The sequence below is a fragment of the candidate division WOR-3 bacterium genome (genome assembly GCA_039804025.1).
Classification (GTDB): Bacteria; Hydrothermota; Hydrothermia; order Hydrothermales; family JAJRUZ01; genus JBCNVI01.
In genome coordinates, this window is sequence record JBDRZP010000002.1 from 104327 (window position 1) to 128388 (window position 24062).

Below are 24062 nucleotides of genomic sequence, written 5' to 3' on the forward strand. Positions count from 1 at the left end.
TTGTAAGCATAAGCAAAACCAAACTTTGTTTTTAAAAGAGTTGCACAGAAAATATACCTTTACTTTACCCGTTTTTGCATAAAAAGTGAATTTTTGCGCACCCTAAAGGGTGCGGCTACCATAAAATTATAGAATATGAGAATAAATGTCAAAAATTTTCAAAAAATTAATTTTTACCTTTTCCCATTATCTAATATCTCTTTAAAATTTTTCAAAGTTATTTATTTTCCCAGGTATCAATCTGAGCTTTTTGAAGTTTTCCTGAATAATCTATATAAACTGTTTTTATCTCCGTAAAGATATCATAAACCGTCCACCCGCCTTCCCTGTGTCCGTTACCAGTAGCCTTTACCCCTCCAAAAGGAAGATGACACTCTGCTCCTATTGTTGGTCCATTTATATAAGTAATACCAGCCTCAATTCTCGCTATTGCCTTCATTGCATTATTTATATCCTGTGTGTAAATTGAAGAAGATAGGCCATATTTGGTTCCATTTAATATATCAATAGCCTCATCAAGATTTTTAGCCTTTATAAAAGCAACAACAGGACCAAATATCTCCTCCTGACAGATCCTCATAGAAGGTTCAGCATCTTTAAATACAGTGGGTTTATAAAAGAAACCTTTATCATATTCATCTCCCTTTAAAGGTTCTCCACCAAGAATAAGTTTTGCACCCTCCCTTTTCCCAATTTCTACATATGAATGAATTTTATTCCTCTGAGCTTCATTAATAACAGGACCCATTTCAGTTCTTTCATCAAGAGGGTTTCCGATTTTTAAAAGCTTTGCTCTTTCCACAAACATCTCAATAAACTTCTCATAAATATCCTGATGAACAATTATCCTTGATGTAGCAGTGCATCTCTGACCTGCTGTGGCATAAGCTCCCCATAAGGCTCCTTCAAGGGCAAGTTCAAGATTTGCATCAGGCATGACAATTTGGGCATTTTTACCACCAAGTTCAAGGGAAACTTTCTTAAGATTTTTTCCAGCAACCTCTGCTATTCTTGAACCCACTTCTGAAGAACCAGTAAAAGCAACGCCCCTTATATCAGGATGAGAAAGTAAAATTTCCCCAACTTCACTACCCCCTCCGAATACAAGATTTATAACACCAGGAGGTGTTCCTGCTTCTTCTAAAATCTTAACCAGTTCATAAGCACAAGCTGGAGCATCAGAAGGTGGTTTAAAAACGAGAGTATTACCTGCTAAAAGAGCAGGGAAAATTTTCCATGCAGGAAGAGCAATTGGAAAATTCCATGGTGTTATAACAGCAAAAACACCAACAGGCATTCTGAATGTCAAAGCAAATTTATCAGGAAGTTCTGAGGGAGTGTTATAAGAGAATAGTCTTCTTCCTTCTCCAAAGGCATAGAAAGCAGTATCAATTCCTTCTTGGACATCACCCCTTGCTTCCTTCATTATTTTTCCATTTTCCCTTGCAAGAAGTTTAGCAACTTCTTCTTTTCTTTCAAGAAGAATTTCAGCAGCCTTTCTCATTACTTCAGCTCTCTTTGGAGCAGGAACTTTTGACCACATCTTAAAAGCCTTTTTTGCAGCTAAAATAGCTTCTTCTACATCCTCTCTTACTGATTTGGGGAAAAGTCCAATAACTTCATCCCAGTTTGCAGGATTTCTGTTTTCAAAAAACTTACCTGATTTTGAAGGTTTCCATTTACCATCAATATAATTTAAATACTCCTTCATAAATCCCTCCTTTTTTAAAATTAATTAAAATCCTTCTTTTAAATCAAATTCTTCACCTTTTTGCATAATTTCCTCAGCTACAAAAATCTTTGAACCTGTCCTTAAGGCAATTGCTATTGAATCAGAGGGTCTTGCATCAATAGAATAAATGTTTCCCTCTTTATCTTTAAATAGTAGTCTTGCATAATAAGTTGTATCTTTTAAAGCATTAATAACAATTTTCTCTAACTGAATATCAAAAGCATCAAGAATTGATTTAATCAAATCATGGGTTAAAGGTCTTTCATAAACTATGCCTTTCATACCCATATAAATTGCCTGTGCTTCTGGTTTTCCAATCCATATTGGAAGAAAACGGTTCCTGTTTTTCTCTTTTAAAACAACCACAAAAGTCTCTTCATTTATAGCACCCTCAGGACCAAGGGTTTGTTGGTAAATTGAAAAAACTTCTACTTCTACAATTTGAGGTTCATTCATAATATAAAATTATAAAATAAAAAAGCAGTCAAAATTGTTAAAACTATACCTGAAAAAGACCTAAAAACTAAAAAAAACTTAACTTTTTTATCTTTAAAGTTAAATATAAAATAAAGGGTTGAAATAAAAGGAATTAAAGAAAGAAAAGGGTTTAAAAAATAAAGAAAAAAGGAAGAACCCCTTTCAACAAATCCCCAGAATTTCATTTTTCCCTGAATAAGATTATTGTACTTAAAAAATGTATATTCTATTGAATATAAAAGAATCCAGTAAGCATAAGTAACAATAATAATAAATGTTAAAATTTTAAAAAAAGAAGGCTCAAACCATAAACCCTTTTCCTTTACTTCAGGAAGCGGATAATACATAGAAAAAATGAAAATGATAAATATATGCAATAGCTGATCAATTACATAATAAAAAAAATTTTCTCCAATTTCTTCTCTATAAGACAAGAATACCTTAAATTTATCCTGGATAATATGCAAAATTGTTATGAGAATAATCCCAAAAAGAACATTTAAAGAAAAGGAAAAAGGCAAAAGAAATAAGAACATTGAAGAAAAAAGCAAAAGACCATGAATTAAAATACCTGATATACTTTTAGTTTTCTTTTCAAAAAGTTTATCTGTTTGAAGAGGATAATCTGTAAGAAAATGAGCAAAAGTTAAATGCCAGAAAAAAAAAGAATTCAAGATTCTTCCTTTATAACCCAGACCTTTATTATTCCTTCAATATTTTTGTAAAGTTTTATAGGAATTTCATATAAACCTGGTTCTTTTAAAGGTGAATCAAGTTCAATCTGAGTCTTTTCAATATTTTTAAAACCTCTCTCTTCAAGTGCTTTAACTATATCAATCTTTGTCACAGCTCCGTAAGTTTTTTCTTTACCCTTTAAAGTAAAGGAAATAGATATTGAAGATAAAGAATCTTTAAGCCTTTCAGCCTGTTCTATTAAATGCTTTTCTTTATTTAATTTCTGTTTTTCAACTTCTTTTAAATGCCTTATGATACCGTCCGTTGCCGGTGCTGCTAATCCCTTTGGTATCAAAAAATTTCTTGCAAATCCATCTTTTACTACTTTTATTTCTCCCTCTTTCCCGAGTCCTTTAACATCTTTCAAAAGTATTACTTTCATAACTTTTAAATCACATACTCCTTAACAAACGGTAAAAGTGCCATCTGTCTTGCTCTTTTTATTGCAAGGGCAAGCTTCCTCTGATGGTATGCACAGAGCTTTGTCTGTCTTATTGTCATTATCTTACCTCTTGGAGTAAGATAATTTTTCAAAGTTTCAACATCTTTGTAATCTATTATTCCTATTCCTTCTTTACAAAACCTGCATTTTTTTGATTTCATATTTTTCCTCCTTTTAAAAAGGTAAATCGTCCTCAGGTGGTATCTCCTCAGGTGGTAATTCTTCTTCAGGTGCAACAGATATCTCTTCTGTCTTTTCCTTTTCTAAAAATTGAACCCTTAAACCAACAACTTCAACAACACTCCTTTTTTCACCATTTTGAGTCTCAAAGGTTCTTGATTGTAATCTACCTTCAATAAAAACAGGTGAACCTTTGGAAAGTTTCTGGTTTACTCTTTCAGCAAGAGCACCAAAGGTTACTACATTTACAAAAAGAGTATCCTCTTTCCAATCACCTGTTGAAGGATCTCTATAAGGTCTAGTAGAGGCAAGCCTAAATCTTGATATTGCCCTACCCTGAGGGGTAAATCTTATTTCAGGATCCTGAACAAGTCTCCCTGAAAGAATTACTAAATTCATATTCGGAACCTTTATATCAGCCAACTTCCACCTCCTTCTTTCCTTTAAAAGATTTTACATTTTCCTTTCTCAATATCATTACACGAAATATTTCTCTAATCAGACGAATCTGATTTCTTAAAAAGATAGGTAAATCTGAACCCGATTTAAATTCCCATAAACTATAAAATCCAGAATTTTTATGCCTTATAGGATAAGCAAACTCCCTGATTCCCCAGTCATCCACCTTTAAAATTTCTCCACCATTTTCTTTTATAAGACTTTCCAATTTATTATAAATTTCTTTTCTTTTCTCAACATCCAGTTCAGGATCAAAAATTAACATCATTTCATACTCTCGCAATTTTTCCTCCTTTGTTTAAAATGTCTCAGGTTGGGTCTGGAACCCGTAATTTTTACCTACGGGTCCTGAGACAAGTTTAAGAATTAATTATACAGTGGAACTAAACTTAAATTCAAGAATATCTCTATCCTTAACAATATAATCCGGTCCGTGAATCTCTATTTTACCCTTTTCCTTAAGTTCTTTCCAGGAAGGAATTTCAAGAAAGTCAAAGGGGTTTGCAACTTCTACTTTTATAAATCCCTTCTGAATATCACTGTGGATTTTACCTGCTGCTTCATAAGCATTCTTTCCTTTTTTAAGTGGAAAGGCACTTGCAATTTCACCTTTTAATGTATAAAATCTTATAAAGCCAAGAAAATTAAAGGCATATTCCAGAATTTCAAAGGGGGAAGAAAAACCTTCTTTTTTTAATTCTTTTAAAATTTCTTCCCTTTCTTCTTCACTTAGATCTTTTAATTCTTCATATATTTTGAAAGGAGAAATAAAATATTTATCCTTAATATCAAGTTTATAATCTTTCTTTTTATCATCAGAATTTATAACAAAAATTTTTTTCTTTGCCATTAAAAGGGGAAAGTCTTTTATATCTTCTGGTTCGAGCCCCTTTTCAATTTTTTCCTTTGCCTCAATTAATTTTTCCCTTAAATCCTTATTTAAATTTTTTTCTTTCAATTTTTTTTCTATTCTCTCCACATCTGAAATAGAAAGTTCCAGTAAAAGGATTTCTCTCTCTTTATCAGGATTTATTTCTTTTAAATAAGAAGAAACCCTTTCATCACTAAACCCCCTTAAAATAAATATTAATAAATCAGCTTCTCTTATATAAGAAAGAAACTCATTACCAAGACCTTCTCCTTTATGGGCACCCTCAATTATCCCTGCAATATCATAAACATTTACTTTAAAATTTCTTATCTCCTTTGAGTTAGCCTTAAAAGCGAGTTTTTTTAAAAGTTCATCTTCAATCTCTGCTTTTCCTTCATTTTTACCAATGGTTGTGAATGGATAGATATTTCTCTCTACTTCCTTTCCTGTTACAATATAAAAGAAGGTAGATTTCCCTGAATTTGGGAAACCCACCAACCCAATTTTTTCCACCCTTTTATAGAACTATAAAATTCTATTTAAGCTCTTTTTACTTTTACAGCCTTGGGACCTTTTGGTGAATCTACTTTTTCAAAACTCACAGCTTCACCCTGTCTTAAGGTTTTAAATCCATCTATTTCTATGTCCGAGTAATGGACAAAGAGCTCTTCGGATCCATCGTCAGGAACAATGAATCCATATCCTTTTTTTGCGTTAAACCACTTTACGCGACCTGTGAGACGCATCTTAAAAACTCCTTTTGATTAAAAAACTTTAGGATTTGAACCTTTAAAATAAATCTCTATAAAATACCATATATTTTTTAAAAATGCAAATATTTAAAAAATACCCAAGTTTTATTCTTTTTATATTCTTTTTTTCTGGAATAATTTTAGGTAAAAACATTAAAAATTTTTTTCTGAGTATTTTAGTTTTTTTAATATTTTTAATTTCACCATTTAAATATTTAACTTTTATTCCACTTGGAAATCTTCATTTTTATTTAAATAAAAAAGAAGATAAGAATTTGAATTATCCTATTTTGTTAAAAAAATTAAACAAATACTTTAAAGACAAAATGGAAAAAAACTTTGAATCGGAAACAAAGGAATTCTTACTTCCTCTTTTATTAGGTGAAAGAAGTAAATTAAATAAAGAAAACTTTAAAAAATTTATAAGAACAGGAACACTCCACTTTTTGGCTATTTCAGGTCTTCACATGACAATAATTACTTCTATTTTCATTTCCTTTTTTATTTTTTTAAGAATGAATTTTAAAAGGGCTATAATATTTTCAATCCTTGGAGTCTCCCTATACATAACAATTATTCCTTTAAGACCTTCTGTTTTGAGAGCCTATATAATGATAGTATCTTTTCTTTCAACTTTTTCTTTAAATATAAAAGTCCATCCGCTTTCTATTATTGGAAATGCAGGATTTTTATCCCTCATACTATTCCCAGAAAGTGCCTTTGATCCGGGTTTTCATCTCTCCTATCTTGCAACAACAGGAATAATAGTTTTATTCCCCCTTTTTAACAAAATGAAAATCAAAAACTATTTTTTAAGAAACTTTTTATACCTTCCCTTTTCCGTTTCACTTTCTGCACAATTATTTGTCTTTCCTTATATCTACTTTTTTTTCAAAAATATTTCACTTATTGCTCCATTATCAAATATTATTCTTTCACCACTTATTTTTTTATCTCTACTTGGAGGAATATTAAGTTTAATTTCACCTTTTGGATTTTTAACAGAAAGATTCGTAGTTTTTACAGAAATAATAACAAAAATAATTTTTTTTCTTTTAAATTTTTTATCTAATAAAAGTATTTTTATTTATACTGAAAAAATAAACTACCTATATCTTTCTATATTGATTTTTTTACCTCTTTTAACCTTTACATTGAAAATCTTAAATCAAAAAAAATAAAATTTATAAGTGGAAGTAATTAAAGACCTTATACCAGTAAAAGCATTAAATAAATTAAAGAGTAGCATAGGGAAAAAATATATAATAATCTCCGGAGAACCAGGGCTTTTAAAAAGTGAATTAATAGAGAAATTTATCTCAGAAACAAAAATTCCCTATGAAAGATTTATTTTAAAAACAGAAGATAAAAAAACCTCTTATTTCCTTCAAAGACTTTCAGAAAAGTTAATAAGAGGTGAGGCAGAAAGTCTTGAGGGAATGAAAAATTCACTTATTAATTTTTTTAGAGAAGAAAAAGATATTAAACTTTTTATTTTTGAAAGATTTGAAGAAATAAAAGGTTCTGAAACAGAAAGTTTATTCTGGAATATAAGTATAAATTCAAATCCTGAAATAAGTTTTCTATTAGAAACAAGAGAAGAAATTAAAACACCTCTTGAAACCCAAACAGAAAGGATTGATAGAAACTATCTCCTTTTAACTGAAGAAGAAGTAATTGATTTTTTAATAAAGAATAATATAACTTTCAAAAAAAGAGATATTGAGAAAATTTTGTCAAAAACTGGAGGGCATGGACTTTTTACAAGAATATTCTTATCAGAGTATTTATCAAAAAATATAATACCAGAAAAAATAGAATCAGATTATATTGAAAATATTTTAAAAGAAAAATTTATGTCTCTTGAACCTGATAAAAAAAGCTTAGTTATGGGAATTTCCTGTTTAGAAAGATTTAAAAAAGAAGAACTTGAGAGAATTTTTGGATTGAAAGAACCAGAAAAATTTATTGATGAAATAACTAAAAAATTCCTTTTTGTAGAAAAAGCCGGTGATTACTATTACTTAAATCCCCTTTTCAGAGAATACCTCCAAAAGGAACTTGAAAAAAGCCCAAAGGGACTTATGCTTAAAAAATGGATACTTGACAATGCCATTGAATATTACCTTGAAAAGGAAGATTTTTTCCAGGCTCTTTTTTATCTTGAAAAACTGAAATTCTATTCAAAAATTCTTGATATTTTAAGTAAAAAGTTTTTTGATATCCTTGAAACGAATAGAGCCCTTGAAATAGAACCTATTCTTGATAAATTGCCAGAAGAACTTCGTCAGAATTTCCTTATAATATTAATTAAAGCACAGATTTATCTATTAGAACATAAATTTGAAGAAATTCTAAAGGAGCTTGAAAAAATAGACATAAATAAACTGGAACCATTATATTTAGGTGTTTATTACTATTTGAAAGGAGCTGCATTATATTATTTAAGTAATTATGAAGAAGCAGAAAAAAATGCATATAATGGTCTTCTTTATAAAGAAAAAATTGAAAATAGAATTCTTTATCGCTTAAACAACTTGCTCGGTGCAATTAATTCAATGAAAGAAAATTTAGAAGAAGCGGAAAAATTTTATGAAGAAGCATTAAAAATAGCAAAAAATATTAAAATATCAAAAAGAGGACTCTCCATATTACTTACAAACCTTGGCTCAATTTATCTAAGAAGAGGTGAGTATGAACTTGCAGAAAAAAATTATAAAGAAGCCCTCAGCTATACAGTAGATGAAGACCTAATTGCCTACACCCTCGGCTGGTTATCTCAAAGCTATTTCTATTCTGGAAACATAGAAAAAACTTTAATTACATTAAATGAAATGAAAAAATCAATTGAAAAATCAAAAAGTTATTACTATTTAAATACATATTACACTGTTCTAAGAGATTACTATGTTTTTATGGAGAATTTTGAAGAAGCTTACTCAATTAATGAAAAGTTAAAAGAAATTTATGAGGAATATAAAGACCCTGAAATTATCTTTGATATGAAACTTTTTGAATCTTTTTACAATCTGATAAATTGTAATACAGAAAAAGCCTTAGAGATTGCACTATCTTTAAAAACAGAAAGAAACATTCTTGAAAGTGAAAAAAATATACTTCTTGCAAAAATTTATTTTAAAAAAGAAGAATATGAGAGAGCAGAGGAATATTTCAAAAAGGGAATTGAAATATGCAAAGAAAATATTTATAGACAAACAACTTATAGAATACCATATTTTTTATATTTATATTATACAAAACAATTTGATAAAGCTGAAAATGAATTTAAAATAATTAATGAGAAAATAAAAAATACAAATTCACTCCTTTTTTACATAAGGTTTAATTTAAAAACTTTTCCAGTAAAAATAGATGAGGAAAAAATTTTTAATTTCCTAAAAGAAAAGAACCTTATTTAAAATAATAATAAAAAGCCCTTAAAAGCAAAAAAATAAATAAAAAAATAGAGAAAGTTTTCCCAATTAAATTTCCATATTTTAAAAAATAAATTAAAAAACCTCTTGCAAAATCGAATTTTTTTAAAAATTCATTCTTTCTGCTTAAAAGGATAGATGAGCCCTTGTGAGAAAAGTAATTTTTTGAAAAATAAATATCCTTGACTTTAAATCCTTTATTATAAAATCTTATAAAAAATTCAACATCTGTAAAATAAACAAAAAAACTTTCATCAAAACCAAAAAGTTTTTCAAAAACTTCTCTTTTTAAAAAAATTGCAGAAAAAGCAGGTTGAATTTTTTCACCTTTTTTAATTATTCCTTTATGCCATCTGAATCTCAGTATATTTGTTAGTGAAGGTAAGGCTCTTAAAAAATAATAATATTTATCATCTTTTCTTAAAAGGGGAACCAAAACCAGAGGGTTATATTTTTTTAATTCATTAATAATTCCTTCAAAGTTTGATTTATCAAATGAAATGTCAGGGTTGCAGAAAAAAACATATTCACCCCTTGAGAATCTAAAAGCAAAATTGTTGCCTTTTGAAAAACCAATATTTTTTTTAAATAAGAAAATTTTAATATTTTTTATTTTTTTTAAAATTGATGGGGTCTCATCCTTTGAACCTGAATCAACAATTATCCATTCGATTTCATTATTTAAAACTTCTTTTATAGAATTAAGTAAATTGATTATAACTTCACTGCTATTAAAACAAACGGTTATTCCTGTTAAGAACTTTTTCATTTATTACCTTTAAAAGCTCAAGAGAAACTTCCTTCCAAGGTTTAAAAGCTTTTTTAAAAGATAACTTACCTTTTTTTATATCTTCAATAAATTTTAGCATTTTATCTTCTTCTCCCCAAACAAAACCCTTACCTTTTTCATATTTCACAAGGTAAGAAAAAAGATTTGAAGAATTTTTAAAATAAGCAAGAATAGGAACAGAACTTCCAGAATATTCAAAAAATTTAAGAGGGATATAATTTCTGGTATCACTATCCCTAAAAATTATAAATAAATCTGCAATTTCAAAATAATTTTTTAAATTTTTATATTCCACATAGCCAATGTTTTTAATTCTTCTATCTTTTAATCTTACCTCAGGACCCAAAAGGTAAAGATTGTAATTAACAGATTCTGTAAACTTAACAAATCTTTCAAAACTTTCAATAGCATTTTTTAGAGTTCCTGTATAAATTATGTTAAATCCCTCATGAGATTTTTTTTCAAACTCTATTGTTCCTCCATGCAAAACATAACCCTTTATATTAAAACTCTTTAAAACATAAAAATGGGAACCTATAAATAAATCAACTATATTTTCTGAATTTTTAATAAATTTTTTAAATTTCTTTCCACTTTCAAAATCTGCAGGATCTCTTATCTCACATATAAGGGGTAAATTAAATCTCCTTTTTAGGGATAGAGCAACTTTTAAAAGTTCAAAGGGAGGAATTGTAACAAATATGAATTTAAAATTTTCTTCCTTTAAAATCGTTTTTGCTCTTTTATAAAATGGTCTTAAATATCTTTTTAATTCCCTTCCACCTTTATTTTTAATTTTTAAAGGTGTTTTTAAAAAAATTAAGTAATCAAAAACCCTCTCTATTTTTACACCTCTCAAATCCTCTGATAAAGAATCATCTTTTAAAATTTTTTTTGGTAATTTTTTTGTTAAAATAACAGGCTCAGTAAAATCTTTTAAATATTTAATATAGTTATATGCCCTTATAGATGCAGCAAAAGGTTCTGGTGGAAAATAATAAGAAATAAAAAGAAACTTCAATTTAATGAAGGGGGAGGGTAATTTCCTCCCCCTCTCTTTTAATTTTTTCTTCTTATATTTTAGTAATTAAGGAATTTAACAACGCGACTTTCCTTATCGGTTTTCAATCTCAGGAAGAAAACTCCCTTTCCAACTTCTTCTTTCTTCAAAGTAACAAAGTATAAACCTGTATTCCTTTCCCCCTTCTCGATATTTTTAATTATTCTACCAGCCACATCAACAAGATCAAGGGTAATTTTTGAGTTGTATGGTAAACTGTAAATTATATTTACACCTTTAGGATTTCTTTCTGCTTTTAAATAAAGGCTTTTTATGTTATTATACCTTGCTTCCTTAATAAGGGTATAACAGTTTATGATTGCATCAACATTCTGCTGTAAATTTGTAAGACTATTTCCCCCCACTATTGCAAAAACAACCCTCTGGGTATCATTAGGATTAAGTGTAAAAGGTCCTGTTGATGCAACAATCGTCCAGTCGTCAGGTGCAGAAGTCTGATCATTCCCAATCTGCCCTGCAAGAAATTGATACTTATCAGTCTCCGTCGGTCTTCCAGTAGGATAAACATATGTGGGATTATGTAAAAACTTACCTATAAAATTAGCCTGAGATTCAATAAGTGAAACACCAACATAAGTGCTCCCATAATACATATAAATAAGGTTCCTTGTTAAATCTTTATTCCCCTGATTCTGATTATAACCAGTTGAACCCCCAATATCAAAATCCATAAATAATCCAGCATAAACCCCTGATACCGGATTTGATCCCTTGTTAATTAAATCAAGTTCAACAAGAATACCATTACCACACCCAGGATTCCCTGTCTGAGAAAAAGCAAAAGCATATTGTGTTAAATAAATATTTTTTGGACTTGTGTGATTAGCATCATCATAACCTGACCTTGCCATAGTATCACCTTTAAATGGATTCACCCACCATAAACCATCCCTTGGCGCAAAATCACTATCAAATGATTCACCTGCATTGTAAAAGGCATCAACAACATAACTGGAACTATTCCCAATTGCAAAAGAACCATAAAAAAGATGATTAGCACCATTTTTTGGCCACTTAAAACCTGTCCCTGGACCTATACTCCCCCCTTCATCTAGTGAAGGAAATCCACCTTTATTTGAAACTGTTAAAATAGCATTTCCTGCAGGAATATCAAAAGTGGTAGGACCAAGCTGGCCAATTTGAAGGGAAAAATAGTATGTCCAGGTTTTAGGATTACCATTATCATCATACCCATAAATATAAAGAACAAAATTCACATTCGTTCCAACAGGTGCCCCAGGATCAGCATAGGCAGAAAAATTATCAGTATTAGGTGAACTCTGATTGGGAACCAAATCAGGCCATGCTCCAAGTGAATCCACAACTGTAACATATGGACTCATAGCTTTTAATTTTCCTGTTAGTGTAAGAGCTGTATCCTTACCAACATTCTTGGCAACAAAATCAATAATAACAGTTTCACCAGGATCCCAAACAGAACCAGTTCCTGATGTATCCCATGAAACTATTGTAACATAAGGCAAATTAAGTTGTGTCTTTATTGCGTGCCATACATTAACAATACCCCATCCAACCCTATCATTTGGATAACTGTATCCACAGTTATTAGGTTTTGAAGTTGTATTTATCAGAAGAGAATAAGCACTATCAACAGTAAGTGTAGGATTAGCCTGGAATATAAGTGCAAGGGCTCCTGTAACATGAGGAGTTGCCATTGATGAACCATTCCAGGTAGCATAACCACCACCAGGAACAGATGACCTAACCCCTGAACCAGGTGCTGCTATATCAGGCTTTAATAAATTCCATGTTGGATAAAACCAGTATTGAGGATTATTCCAGGGGGATTGATTAGGAGCAGGTCCCCTCTGACCAACACAATCATGGCAGGCTCCTGAACCCACTGTGCCAACACCTATAACAATTGGATAGTTTCCAGGTGTTCCTGCTGTTCCTGTGGAAGCACAGGAAGTTCCACAATTAGCATTATTTCCAATGGCAAAAACAGGGAATATTTCAAGACTTCTCCAGGTCTGAACTGCTGACCAGTAAGCAAGTGAAGTTTGTGTACAGGAACCCCATGAATTATTCACAGCCCTGATATTTAATCCTGAATCTGCCTTTAAAGAAGCAATCCACTGAAATCCACCTGATATATTACCGGCCTGACAACCATTATTAAATATCTTTGCCATAACAAAAGTAGGAACGTTCGGGGCAACACCTATATCATTTGCTCCAAAATTACCTGTCCCTCCTATTGCTGTTCCTGTTGTATGTGTTCCATGCTGACAACCATCAGAAAAGGGATTTCCATCTGATGTAAAATCTCTTCCTTTAAAAGTAACACCAGCAAAAGCAGGATGGTTCTTATCAACTCCTGAATCCATACTACCTATAATAACTCCCTCACCCCTGAAACCATTAGCCCAGGCTGAATCAGCTCCAACCATCTGCATATTCCAGGGAGCAGCTAAAGGTTCTGGATAATCGGTATTATCCACTTTCTCAGGTCTTATAAGAAAAACCTCAGGTTCCAGTTCAACTCTTAATACATCATCTCTCTGCAAAATTTCTTTTATAACTTTTGGTTTTGCTTTAAGCCTTATTCCATTATATACCCAGTAACTCTCATATAAAACTACATCTGAAGTTGATTTCTTCGAAAGAAAATTAAGAATTTCTCTCTGAGACTCAGATGCAAGAAGTTTAAGATAATCTGCTCTTGTCTTTATATCAGGTATAGTTTTCAAAAACTCATAATCAGGAAAAGGATTCATAAGAACTATTACAGTTAGAACTTCATCCTCTGAGGCTATTCTGAGTTTTTCCTGAAGATCAAGGGGGACTTTCTCCCATGAGGGAGTAAAAAATGTTAGTAAAACTAAAAGTAAATTAAACATAAAAACTCCCTTTTTTATTGGGATTAGAACCCTATAATTTTCTTCCAAAATTTAATCCTTCTCTAAAACAGGTTAAAGTCTCATCTTTAGCCTTTCCATATTTTAAAATGGCTTTCTCATAAAGTTCAAAATCAAAAGGATTAAATTTTCCAAAAAGAACACCAAGAGAAAAGTAAGTGGGTCCACCTCTTAATTTTATATATTTCCTTGCTGGAACTCTTATAAAATTTTTATTATCAGTTAAAGATTCATCTATAATTATATTTTTAGACCTCTCTATAAAACCTTTCACCCTTTTTAAACCGTCCATACTGGTAATAATAAGATAATCAGGTTCTTCAATGCCAGTGTATTTTATATCTCCATCCTTTATTATAATTTCCGAAACAGAAAAACCGCTTCCAACTGTAACAGGATTATCATTTTTCTGAGTGGAATTTAATCCTCCTAAAATTGCAGAAATGCATAAAAGAGAAGAAGCAAGCTGAACACCTTCACCTGCTGAACCTGCTATAACTATTTTTATTGGATTTTTTAAATTTATTTTCCTTTCCGCTTCAATCTCTGTAAATTCAAATTCACTCTTTTTATCAAAAAATTTACTTTTATATAATAACCCAAAACTTTCCCTTTCAATTTTTTCCTTAATTTTTCCACCACTATTTTCAAGAATAATTTTCAAGTCATTACCTTTTATATCATTATATCTTGTTGCATATCCGGTACAGAGTTCAAGTATTTCAATAACAGAAAAACCTCTATGGGATATAGCTTCTTTTATTATATCTTTTAAATCAGGATCCTGAGAAAAGGTTCTTGCATAAAAGGAAGCACCTGAATTTTTAAGAATATCAATAATTCTTAAAGCCTCAAAAGGATTTCCTCTTATTGTGGTTGAGGTCTTGAATTCTTTTGGAGTTAAACCAGAATGCTGACCACCTGTCATTCCATAAAGAAAATTATTGTGAACAAGAACTGTAATATCAACATTTAACTTTGCAGACTCAACGAGATGAAGAAGTCCTATAGTTGCTCCTCCATCACCTATCATAACTATTGTTTTTAATTGGTTATCAAAAAGAACTTCATCAACCATCTTTACACCAGATGCGATAGCTGTTGACCTTCCATGCAATGTATGTAATGTATGAACATTAAAAAGTTTATCAACAAGACCAACACAACCTATATCAGAAACAATTAGAACATCTTTCTTTTCAAGATTGAGTTCAAAAATTGCCCTTGCAAGAGCCATATCAATTGATGTATGCCCGCAACCAGGGCAATAGGGAAAATTCTGCGGTTTTTCTATAATTTCAAAAAGATCTTTCATATTGACTCAAGAAAATTTTTTATTTCTCCCGGTGATATTAAAGAACCTATTTTTGTTAAAGAATAAGCCTTTGTTCCCAAAAGATGCCTTATCAAAATGTAAAGGTTACCCATTATATTCTCTTCAACAACAATAATTTTCTTATATTTCTCAAAAATTGATTTTAAAAATTCTTCTTTCAAGGGATAAAGAGTTTTTAAAATTAAATAACTTACCTTTTTTAATTCTGCTATCTCTCTTACAGATTCAGATGTTACACCATAAGAAACAATTAAAATATCAGAATTTCTCTCAAAATATTCATAAAATAAAAATTTATCTATATTTTTTAATATTTTTTCTTTAAGATGATAGAGAACTTCAATTACCTCAGGGTCATCCTTCTTTAAATCACCTTTTTTATCATGGGCACTACCTGTATACCTGGTAAGGAATTCACCCCCAACTGGTGAAAAATCAGGAACATCCTTTAAATCTTTAAAATTATAAGTTTTAAATTGTCCATTCCCGGAAAAATATTTACGTTCTAAAACCTCTGGTTTTTTTAAGAAGTTTAAATCTATACTCTTTTTTGTCATCGTTATTTCCTTTTCTGTTAAAAAAATAACAGGTGTTCTTAGAAATTCAGAAACATTTACAGAATGAATTATTAATTCATAACACTCTTCTATACTTGAAGGAGAAATGATAGGCAATGGATAACTACCAGAATTTGAAAAAGCTGAAAATAAAAGGTCTCCCTGTGAAGAAGTTGTAGCACCACCTGTTGCAGGACCGAGTCTCTGTGCAAGAACAATTGTAATAGGAATTTCAGACATAATAGCATAGGAAAGGGATTCTATCATAAGGGAAAATCCAGGTCCTGAGGTTGCAGTCATTGATTTTATACCTCTTAAAGAGGCACCTATACAATAAGATATTGCAGAAATTTCATCAGAGGCACCCACTGCAATACCTTCCACTTTTGGAAGTTCTCTCATCATTGGTTCATATATAACAGATGCAGGTGTTATTGGATACCCTGCAAAAAATCTTACACCTGCATCAATTGCTCCCTTAGCAATGAGTTCACCGCCACTTGTAAAAATTTTCATTTAAATTCAAAAAATTTATTCTTATCCAATATATGTATAACTTTATAATTTAATTCTTTAAGGGTTTTAGATAAAAATTTTCTGTGACACCTAAAAAATAATTTTTCAGCACACATAATACAGGACCTTTCCTTCGATATATCAATAAGTTTTTCAATTCCTGACTTATAATTTTGAGTATTCATATAATTTTCATAACCTTCTCCTCTGAATCCACCCAGCTCTTCTCCAAGCCAGAAATATAGTATATTATGTTTTTTAAGCTCTTTTTCAAGGTTTTCTTTGTTAAACCAAAAAAATTTTTTAGATGAAGGAAATCTTCTAATATCAACGAGATTTTTAATCTTATAAAATAAAAGTATGTCAATGAACTCATCTATCTTTCTGTTTGAATGTCCAATTGTAAAAATTTCCTTTACAATTTCAAAATTACCTCATCTGGGTCAATAAAAGAGACAGTATCCATCTGTTCTTCTGTTGGCTCAAGGGTAAAAGTTCCTTCTTCCTGTCTTAAAAGTTCAAGAACTTCCTGTTCAAGATGTTCCTTTTTTATGCTTTCTCCCTGTTTCTTAACAGCAACAATCATTCCCTTTGTAAAATATATCTCACCTTTTCTTGTGGCACCATCTATAATTAGCTTTCCGGATTTTGAGAGCCTTTTTATAAATTTCAAAATATCTTCAATTTTTACATCCCTAAGATCACCTACAAGTGCCATTTTTTACTCCTTTTTTATTTCAACCCCGAGAATTTTAAGAACTCTTGAGAGAAACTCTTTCAGTTTAAAGGGTTTTTCAAAGTATGCCTCAACACCAATATTTTCAGCTTCCTTTCTTACAGCATCTGAACCATAAGCAGTCATTAAAATTAGGTGAGTATCAGGGCTTATTTCCTTTGCAGCCTTCAAAAGATCCATTCCGTTCATATGCCCGGGAAGTTTTAAATCCGAAACTATAAGGTCAAACTTTTTTTCCTTAATCTTTTCTAAACCCTCTTCAGCAGTTTCACATAGAACAACTTCAAAAGTTCCTGTTGCTGAAAAGAGTATATCATAAAGAGTCATCCCGAGCACTTTTTCATCTTCTACAATTAAAATTCTTTTTTCAGGTTTCATATTTTTTATTAATAATAGGGTTTGAACCTTTTATAAATTTTTCCGGAATATGAATCATAAATTTTGTTCCTTTTCCTATTATACTTGAAACATCAATAGTAAATCCATGAGCTTCTATTACTTTTTTTACAAAAGAAAGTCCAAGTCCTGCTCCTTTTTCCTTTGTAGTAAAAAAGGGTTCAAAAATTTTATCTAAATATTTACTCTCTATTCCTTTACCAGTATCTTCAATTTCAAGAACAAAATCCTTATTCTTTTTAAAATTAATAAAAATTTTACCCTCCTTTTCAATTGCTTCAATTGAATTCTTAATAAGATTTAAAAGGGTAAGTTCAAACTTTATCTCATCACAAAGTAATTTTATATCATCAGGTATATCTATAAAAAACTCTATATTTTTACCTTTAACAAAAAAATGGGAAATTGAGACTATTTTTTGAACAATTTCATTTAAAAAGTTTAAAGTTATATTGAGTTTGAAAGGTTTTGATATTTCAAGTAGAGATATTAAAATATAGTTCATTATCTCTCCTTCTTCCTTTAATGCTTTTATAAGTTCTTTAATTTTTTCATCCTTAACCTTTAACTCTATTATTTCACTAACCCCCAAAACTCCTGAAATTAAATTCTTAAGTTCATGAATTAATCCTGCTGTTACTTTTCCTATAAAAGCCATCTTCTCTTCCTGAGATCTTCTTTCAACAAGATATTTGATTTCCTCTTCAAGCGTTTCCTTTCTTTCCCTTATTTCCTTTATAAAATTTATATTTTCAATTGCAATAGATAAAGTATTTGAAATCATCTCAAAGGTTTTAATTTCTTCTTCATCAAAAATTCCCCTTTTCCTTTTTATATAAAGAACACCATGAACAAAATCCTTTGTAGGGACAAGTATTGCAAGTTCCCTTTCTTTTAAAACTGTTTTCATTTTCTTAATTGCTTCGCCTGGAAAAGAAAACTCTATATTTAATATCTCAAACTCCCTTTTACCCCTGAACATAACCGGAATTAAAACATTACCCTTAACCCTGTAAAAACACACAGATTCAATATCTTGAATATTTTCGTAAATATTTTTTATAACATATTCAAGAAGCCTATCTTCATCTAAAACCCTTGTTGAAAATAGAACAAGGTCATAACTCAATTCAAGCCTTTCTATTGATTCTTTCCTCTTTTTATGTAAGTAAGAAGAAAAAAATAAAGGACCTATAAAGGAGGAAAGGAGTTTAAGGTCATTAAAAACCTCCTCTGAAAGATTATCCCTGAAATCAATCAATATAAAACCAAAAAGTTTTCCAAAGTGATAAAAAGGAAAATAAAAAAGGTAATTACACTCTGGACCTGTAATTTCATTAAAAGGAGTACTCCCCACTGGATAAAGGGTAGCCTCCTTTAAACCGAAAAGAAAATCCTTAATTTTATTTTCATTCTCATACTTTCTGAATAAAGGCTTTATCTCTTCTTCTTTTTCACCAATAAATACATCAAAGGATAAATAACCTTTAAAAAAATTCCTTAAAAAAGCATCAAGGAATCTCCTAACCCTTTCAAGATCAGTCTCTGCTGAAATCTCTTTTAAAAAAGAAAGGAGAATTCCTGTATCCATTATTTAATTTTAAATTTTAATAAATTACTTTCGTATTTCATTATAATTATACCAAAAGAAATACCAAGAAGTGAACCTGCTAAAACATCTGTTGCCCAGTGTCTATCCAAGTATATTCGTGAAACTCCAACAAGACTTGACCATAAAAAAAGTGGAATAGTTAAATTTTTATGCCTTTTAGATAAAATATAGGAAAAAGCAAAAGAACCGGATGCATGGCCTGAGGGAAAGGAAGAATTGAAAGGGTTTCCATTTCCACCCGAAGGTCTTTCCCTTCTTGTAATATATTTAATCAAAAGTGTAAAAAAAGAAACAGAGCTTACTCCAATAAAAGAGAGCTTTGCGTCATCCCTTTCATGTTCTGAAAAAAGAGTGGAAAGTAAAACATGAGTTAAAAGGAAAAAATCCTTATCAGCACTTTCCGTTATAACTAAAAAAGTTTTATCAAGAAAAGGGGTTCTGTTCCTCTGAAAGATATCCCTTACACTTCTATCAAAGGAATTATCAAAAATTAAAAAAATTAAAAGAATCATCTTCCGTAAAGAAGCCTATCACCTAAAAATTGTGGCAAACCAGCTTCAATTATCTTTTTTCTTGCTTTTTCAACATCATATAAAACCCTGTAAAACATAATCTCTTTTTTTTCTAAATCAAAAATTAAAAAAGAAGCTCTTGGATCACCATCTCTCGGTTGACCAACACTGCCTGGATTAATAAGATAATCTGTATCCTTTTCCAAAGAAAATTTAAAAATAAAAAAATCCTTTTTATTTTCATAAAAAATATCCTGAAACCCAAATTTTTGATATTCTCCTTCCTTTTTTCTTTTAAAAATCACTGGTATGTGGGAGTGACCAAAAAAGGTAATTCTCTTATCTATACTTTGAAATTCAAAAATTGCCTCTTCAAGAGAAAAGATATATATAAAGGACTCTGGCTCTGAAGGGGCTGTATGAACAATATCAATTTCCTCATTAACTTCTTCCTTAAAATTCAATTTTTCTATGAATTTTCTGTTCTCATATGTTAAAACTTTTTCAGTCCACTCAATTGCTTTTAACGCATACTCATTAAGGTTATTTCTTTCTTCATAATTTATCAAAGAGTAATCATGGTTACCACAAACAGTAAGTTTTGAATTTTCCCTTATAAAATCGGTACATAAATTTGGATCAGCTCCGTAACCTATTATATCACCCAGGCATAAAATCTCATCGTAACCTTCTTTTTTAGCCACTTCAATTACTTTGCTTAAGGCTTCATAATTAGAATGTATATCAGAAATTACAAGATACCTCATTTTCTTATAGATTTCCCAATACTATCAAGGACACCGTTTATAAATTTAACCGCATTTTCATCTATAAATCTATTGGCAATTTTTAAAAGTTCTTCAATTATAACATTTAAAGGAGTATCTGGATAAAAAAGTATTTCACCCACTCCAAACCTCAATATTGATTTTTCATAGGGTAAAATCCTCTCAAAATCCCAGTTTTTTAAATTTTTTTTTATTAAATCATCTATAACATTTAAATTTTTTAAAATTTTTTCTAAATATTCCCGTGCAAGAGAACTCTCTTCACCTTTTTCTTTCTCAATCAATTCAAGGGGGTTATCTCCTAAAAGCTCAAATCTATAAAGTAAATTTATAGCCAAAAGTCTTGCCTTAGTTTTTTTCTTGAATCTAATTCTTAAGGATTTCATGAAGGGCTTTAATAAGTTTTATGTTATCCTTTCTTCTTCCAACCGTAATTCTTAAAGAATTTGGAAAAATACTCCTTGGTAAAGGTCTTGTTATTATGCCTCTTTTAAGAAGTTCCTCATAAATTTTTCTTTCATCCATATTAAACCTTACAAAAATAAAATTGGTATCTGATTTTAAATAAAATAGGTTCATTTTATCAAAATTCCTGTATAAAAATTCCTTTTCCTTTTTAATCCTTTTTCTTGATTTTTCTAAAAATTTTTCATCATCAAGAGCATAAAGAGCTACAATTTGAGCTAATCTATTCACATTAAAAGGAATTTTAACTTTTAAAAGGGCATTTATTATTTCTGGTCTTGCAAGTAAATATCCAATTCTTAAACCTGCTAGTCCATAAGCCTTTGAAAGTGTCCTTATAATTATAAGATTTTCATATTCTCTGTAAAGCTTCATACTATCGGGGAAATCTTTACTTTCTACAAAATGATTGTAAGCTTCATCAAATATAACAAGAGTATCTTCTTTCACCTTTTTTAAAAGATATAAAGCTTCTTCATGGGAAAAACTTGTTCCAGTAGGGTTATTTGGATTTGCTAAAAATATAACTTTCGTATCATCTTTTAAATTTTCTGCAATTTTAACAGGGTCACAGGCCAAATTTTCTTCTTTTAAAGGAACTTCAATAATTTTAGCATTGAAAATTTTTGAAACTATTTTATACATTGGAAAAGAACCAGTATTAAAAATGACTGAAACTTTATTATCAATAAAAGCCATACCAATATAGTAAAGAAGTTCAACTGAACCATTACCTATAAGCACTTCATCTTCACTAACATTGTGTTTTTCTGCAATTTTTTTTCTTAAATAGTATGAGGTATCATCAGGATAATAATTCATTTCCCTTAAAAATTTTCTCATAGCTTTTAAAGCAATTGGAGAAACTCCATAAAGATTTTCATTTGATGCTAATTTTATAACTTCAGAAAGACCAAGTTCCCTTTTAACCTCTTCTATTGGTTTTCCTGGCTCATAAGGTGTAAGGTCAACTAAATGCTCTTTGATTAATTTACAAATTTTTTCCTTCATAATATTCCCTCCTTAAGCTTTCCAAAGGGGAATCCTCTTCCCCTGAAAACATAGCACAGGTTAAAATTCTTTCACCAAAAATTTCTTTTAATTTTTTAATGTAATCCTTATAACCCAAATCTCTTATAAAATGATGGTCAATTATTACTTTGCTCTTTTCATTTTCCTTTAAAAAATCCGATAGATCATTTATAAATTCTTCTATATCCTTTTTTTTACTTTGATATAGGGAGGGACCATCAAGAAAAAAATAATCAATTCTTTTACCCCTTAAAAAATCTTTTAAGTTTAAATCCCATAAACCCTGTGTGTCCGAGGAATAAAAAACTTTTTCCTCTTCCTCTAAAAAAAATCCTATAACTTTACCTTGTTTTTTTTCTTTACCATGCCAAAGTCCATTAGAAAAAGTTATTTTTGTCTTTCCAAAAATAAAATCCTTTGAATCAGCAAAAAAGTATTTAATACCTCTTTTTTCTAAATCTTCTATAAATCTTTTTGCACGGATAATCTGCATATGATTCATATCTCTTTTATAATCCTTTATAAGAAGTCTTTTATTTATAAAAATATCTGTATCAAAAAAAGGAAAATGGTCATTATGATAATGGGTAATTATCACAATATCACTCTCCTTAACATGCTCCCTTATTTTTCTGTAAGTTTCATTTAACTTTTTAATTTCAAGGGGAGAAGGAGGATAATTATTTCTTCTCGGTGCAAGGGCACAGGATGGGTCAACTATAATTTTTAAATCACCAGTTTCAATGAAAAGAGAAAAAGATCTTGTTCCAAGACTATCTGCTCCCAGTGGGACAATTTTCATAATCCAAAATTTTTTTAACCCTTCTCTCGTGTCTTCCACCTTCAAAAGGAGTTTCAACAAATTTAAGGACAATCCTTTTTAATTCCTCCTCATCTTTAAAATTCTTTGAGCCGAGAGCTAAAACATTTGCATCATTATGAGCTCTTGCAAGATAAGCATCTTCTTCATCCCTGCATAAAGCAGCTCTTATTCCCTTCACCTTATTAGCAGCAATCATCATTCCGATTCCTGTCATACATACAAGGATTCCAAAATGAGCTTTACCTTCCTTTATTTCTTCTCCGACTCTTATTGCGAAGTCAGGATAATCAGATGATTCTTCTGAAAAACTTCCGAGATCAATTACTTCAAAGTCTTTTTCCTTTAAAAGTTTTTTTATAATTTCTTTTATTTTGAAACCCCTGTGATCAGCACCAATAGCAATTTTTATTTTAGAGGCGTCAGCCATCCGTATTTATCCTCTACCTCGCCATTTACATAACTGAAAAATAGTTCCTGAAGATGCTTTGTTACAGGACCTCTTTCACCTTTACCTATTATCATTTTATCAATACTTCTTATGGGTGTAATCTCTGCAGCAGTTCCTGTAAAGAAAACTTCATCAGCTATATAAAGAAATTCTCTTGGTAACATAACTTCTCTAACTTCATAACCAGCATCACGAGCAAGTCTTATTACTGTATCCCTTGTTATACCAGGTAAAATGCAAGCATCAAGAAAAGGAGTATAAATTATTCCGTCCCTTACAGCAAATATGTTTTCTCCAGAACCTTCTGAAACAAATCCCATTGCATCAAGAGCAATCCCTTCTGAAAATCCATATAAAACTGCTTCCATTTTAATAAGCTGTCCATTTGCATAATTTCCAGAAGCTTTAGCAAGAGGTGGAACAGTATTTGGTGCTATTCTTGTCCAGGAAGAAACCATCACATCAACACCTTTTTCAAGAGCCTCGGGACCTAAATATTTACCCCATTCCCACACTGCAATGGCAACTTCAACAGGACAATCAAGAGGGTTAACACCCAGAGAATGATACCCCCTATAAACAATTGGTCTTATATAACATTCAGATAAATCATTTTTAATAACTGTCTCTTTACAGGCATTCATGATTTCTTCCATGGAGTAAGGTATTTCCATTCTGTATATTTTAGCAGAATCAAAAAGTCTCCTAATATGTTCTTTTAATCTGAAAATAAATGAGCCTTTTTTTGTTTTATAACACCTTATTCCTTCAAAGACAGAAGAGGCATAATGAAGAGCATGTGTTAATACATGTATCTTTGCATCTTTCCATGGCACAAATTCACCATTCATCCATATATATTTTGCTTCCTTTAATCCAGCCATTTTTTAAAAAATTGTTTATAGGGAATTTAACCCGCTATATTTTTTAAAAAAAACATTAAAACCCCTCCTTAAAATGCACTTTAAAATTGATATTTTATTAATTTCTTCTCCTTGCTTTCCTT

At 30.2% G+C, this 24062-nt stretch carries 27 protein-coding genes; 2 read left to right on the forward strand and 25 right to left on the reverse strand.

Annotation, left to right across the window (positions count from 1 at the left end; all coding sequences use genetic code 11):
• Nucleotides 1-217 precede the first annotated feature (217 nt).
• The 9 genes from ABIN73_01380 to ABIN73_01420 all read right to left on the reverse strand — a co-directional run bounded on the left by ABIN73_01380 (nt 218) and on the right by ABIN73_01420 (nt 5642).
• Nucleotides 218-1711, reverse strand: a complete 1494-nt coding sequence (locus tag ABIN73_01380; GenBank protein MEO0268380.1) for an aldehyde dehydrogenase family protein — start codon at nt 1709-1711, stop codon at nt 218-220.
• 24 nt (nt 1712-1735) lie between these two features.
• Nucleotides 1736-2188, reverse strand: a complete 453-nt coding sequence (locus tag ABIN73_01385; protein ID MEO0268381.1) for a bifunctional nuclease family protein — start codon at nt 2186-2188, stop codon at nt 1736-1738.
• The gene (locus ABIN73_01390) at nt 2185-2883 is read right to left on the reverse strand and encodes a DUF3307 domain-containing protein (GenBank protein MEO0268382.1); all 699 of its coding nucleotides are present in this window, start codon (nt 2881-2883) and stop codon (nt 2185-2187) included. The genes ABIN73_01385 and ABIN73_01390 overlap by 4 nt, the downstream gene beginning before the upstream one ends.
• Nucleotides 2880-3326, reverse strand: a complete 447-nt coding sequence (rplI, locus tag ABIN73_01395) for a 50S ribosomal protein L9 (protein ID MEO0268383.1) — start codon at nt 3324-3326, stop codon at nt 2880-2882. Before rplI ends, ABIN73_01390 begins: the two co-directional genes overlap by 4 nt.
• A gap of 5 nt (nt 3327-3331) precedes the next feature.
• Nucleotides 3332-3547, reverse strand: coding sequence for a 30S ribosomal protein S18 (gene rpsR, locus ABIN73_01400; GenBank protein ID MEO0268384.1), 216 nt, complete (start codon nt 3545-3547; stop codon nt 3332-3334).
• Nucleotides 3548-3560: 13 nt separating this feature from the next.
• The gene (locus ABIN73_01405) at nt 3561-3989 is read right to left on the reverse strand and encodes a single-stranded DNA-binding protein (protein MEO0268385.1); all 429 of its coding nucleotides are present in this window, start codon (nt 3987-3989) and stop codon (nt 3561-3563) included.
• Nucleotides 3982-4308, reverse strand: coding sequence for a 30S ribosomal protein S6 (gene rpsF, locus ABIN73_01410; GenBank protein ID MEO0268386.1), 327 nt, complete (start codon nt 4306-4308; stop codon nt 3982-3984). Before rpsF ends, ABIN73_01405 begins: the two co-directional genes overlap by 8 nt.
• A gap of 87 nt (nt 4309-4395) precedes the next feature.
• Nucleotides 4396-5391 carry a DUF933 domain-containing protein gene (locus ABIN73_01415; protein ID MEO0268387.1) on the reverse strand — a complete coding sequence of 332 codons (996 nt, stop codon included), beginning with the start codon at nt 5389-5391 and terminating at the stop codon, nt 4396-4398.
• Between the two features lie 44 nt (nt 5392-5435).
• Nucleotides 5436-5642, reverse strand: a complete 207-nt coding sequence (locus ABIN73_01420; protein ID MEO0268388.1) for a cold-shock protein — start codon at nt 5640-5642, stop codon at nt 5436-5438.
• 332 nt (nt 5643-5974) lie between these two features.
• Between ABIN73_01420 and ABIN73_01425 the strand changes: the two genes are divergently transcribed.
• Entirely contained in the window at nt 5975-6829 is an 855-nt protein-coding gene (locus tag ABIN73_01425; GenBank protein MEO0268389.1) for a ComEC/Rec2 family competence protein, read from the forward strand.
• A gap of 9 nt (nt 6830-6838) precedes the next feature.
• A complete protein-coding gene (locus ABIN73_01430) occupies nt 6839-9067 on the forward strand; it encodes a tetratricopeptide repeat protein (GenBank protein MEO0268390.1) in 2229 nt (742 codons plus the stop codon).
• Here the strand turns inward: ABIN73_01430 and ABIN73_01435 are convergent.
• Genes ABIN73_01435 through ABIN73_01510 form a run of 16 tightly spaced genes read right to left on the reverse strand, consistent with a single transcriptional unit; the run spans nt 9060 to nt 23940 of the window.
• Nucleotides 9060-9851: a glycosyltransferase gene (locus ABIN73_01435; protein ID MEO0268391.1), complete on the reverse strand. Its 792-nt coding sequence runs from the start codon at nt 9849-9851 to the stop codon at nt 9060-9062. The genes ABIN73_01430 and ABIN73_01435 overlap by 8 nt on opposite strands.
• Entirely contained in the window at nt 9814-10893 is a 1080-nt protein-coding gene (locus ABIN73_01440) for a hypothetical protein (GenBank protein ID MEO0268392.1), read from the reverse strand. Before ABIN73_01440 ends, ABIN73_01435 begins: the two co-directional genes overlap by 38 nt.
• 59 nt (nt 10894-10952) lie before the next feature.
• Entirely contained in the window at nt 10953-13817 is a 2865-nt protein-coding gene (locus tag ABIN73_01445; protein MEO0268393.1) for a S8 family peptidase, read from the reverse strand.
• 31 nt (nt 13818-13848) lie between these two features.
• Nucleotides 13849-15150: a thiamine pyrophosphate-dependent enzyme gene (locus tag ABIN73_01450; GenBank protein MEO0268394.1), complete on the reverse strand. Its 1302-nt coding sequence runs from the start codon at nt 15148-15150 to the stop codon at nt 13849-13851.
• Entirely contained in the window at nt 15147-16244 is a 1098-nt protein-coding gene (locus ABIN73_01455; GenBank protein ID MEO0268395.1) for a pyruvate flavodoxin/ferredoxin oxidoreductase, read from the reverse strand. Before ABIN73_01455 ends, ABIN73_01450 begins: the two co-directional genes overlap by 4 nt.
• Complete coding sequence (locus tag ABIN73_01460; protein MEO0268396.1) at nt 16241-16666, reverse strand: DUF488 domain-containing protein; 426 nt, start codon at nt 16664-16666, stop codon at nt 16241-16243. The genes ABIN73_01455 and ABIN73_01460 overlap by 4 nt, the downstream gene beginning before the upstream one ends.
• Nucleotides 16660-16962, reverse strand: coding sequence for a DUF4388 domain-containing protein (locus ABIN73_01465; GenBank protein ID MEO0268397.1), 303 nt, complete (start codon nt 16960-16962; stop codon nt 16660-16662). The genes ABIN73_01460 and ABIN73_01465 overlap by 7 nt, the downstream gene beginning before the upstream one ends.
• Nucleotides 16963-16965: 3 nt before the next feature.
• Nucleotides 16966-17358: a response regulator gene (locus ABIN73_01470; GenBank protein MEO0268398.1), complete on the reverse strand. Its 393-nt coding sequence runs from the start codon at nt 17356-17358 to the stop codon at nt 16966-16968.
• The gene (locus ABIN73_01475) at nt 17348-18967 is read right to left on the reverse strand and encodes a HAMP domain-containing sensor histidine kinase (GenBank protein MEO0268399.1); all 1620 of its coding nucleotides are present in this window, start codon (nt 18965-18967) and stop codon (nt 17348-17350) included. The genes ABIN73_01470 and ABIN73_01475 overlap by 11 nt, the downstream gene beginning before the upstream one ends.
• Nucleotides 18967-19500, reverse strand: a complete 534-nt coding sequence (locus ABIN73_01480) for a phosphatase PAP2 family protein (GenBank protein MEO0268400.1) — start codon at nt 19498-19500, stop codon at nt 18967-18969. The genes ABIN73_01475 and ABIN73_01480 overlap by 1 nt, the downstream gene beginning before the upstream one ends.
• A complete protein-coding gene (locus tag ABIN73_01485; protein ID MEO0268401.1) occupies nt 19497-20267 on the reverse strand; it encodes a metallophosphoesterase family protein in 771 nt (256 codons plus the stop codon). Before ABIN73_01485 ends, ABIN73_01480 begins: the two co-directional genes overlap by 4 nt.
• Nucleotides 20264-20674, reverse strand: a complete 411-nt coding sequence (nusB, locus tag ABIN73_01490) for a transcription antitermination factor NusB (GenBank protein MEO0268402.1) — start codon at nt 20672-20674, stop codon at nt 20264-20266. The genes ABIN73_01485 and nusB overlap by 4 nt, the downstream gene beginning before the upstream one ends.
• A complete protein-coding gene (gene hisC, locus ABIN73_01495) occupies nt 20655-21764 on the reverse strand; it encodes a histidinol-phosphate transaminase (GenBank protein ID MEO0268403.1) in 1110 nt (369 codons plus the stop codon). The genes nusB and hisC overlap by 20 nt, the downstream gene beginning before the upstream one ends.
• Entirely contained in the window at nt 21745-22587 is an 843-nt protein-coding gene (locus tag ABIN73_01500; GenBank protein ID MEO0268404.1) for an MBL fold metallo-hydrolase, read from the reverse strand. The genes hisC and ABIN73_01500 overlap by 20 nt, the downstream gene beginning before the upstream one ends.
• Nucleotides 22559-23035: a ribose 5-phosphate isomerase B gene (gene rpiB / locus ABIN73_01505; protein ID MEO0268405.1), complete on the reverse strand. Its 477-nt coding sequence runs from the start codon at nt 23033-23035 to the stop codon at nt 22559-22561. Before rpiB ends, ABIN73_01500 begins: the two co-directional genes overlap by 29 nt.
• The gene (locus ABIN73_01510) at nt 23014-23940 is read right to left on the reverse strand and encodes a branched-chain amino acid transaminase (GenBank protein MEO0268406.1); all 927 of its coding nucleotides are present in this window, start codon (nt 23938-23940) and stop codon (nt 23014-23016) included. Before ABIN73_01510 ends, rpiB begins: the two co-directional genes overlap by 22 nt.
• Nucleotides 23941-24062: the final 122 nt, after the last annotated feature.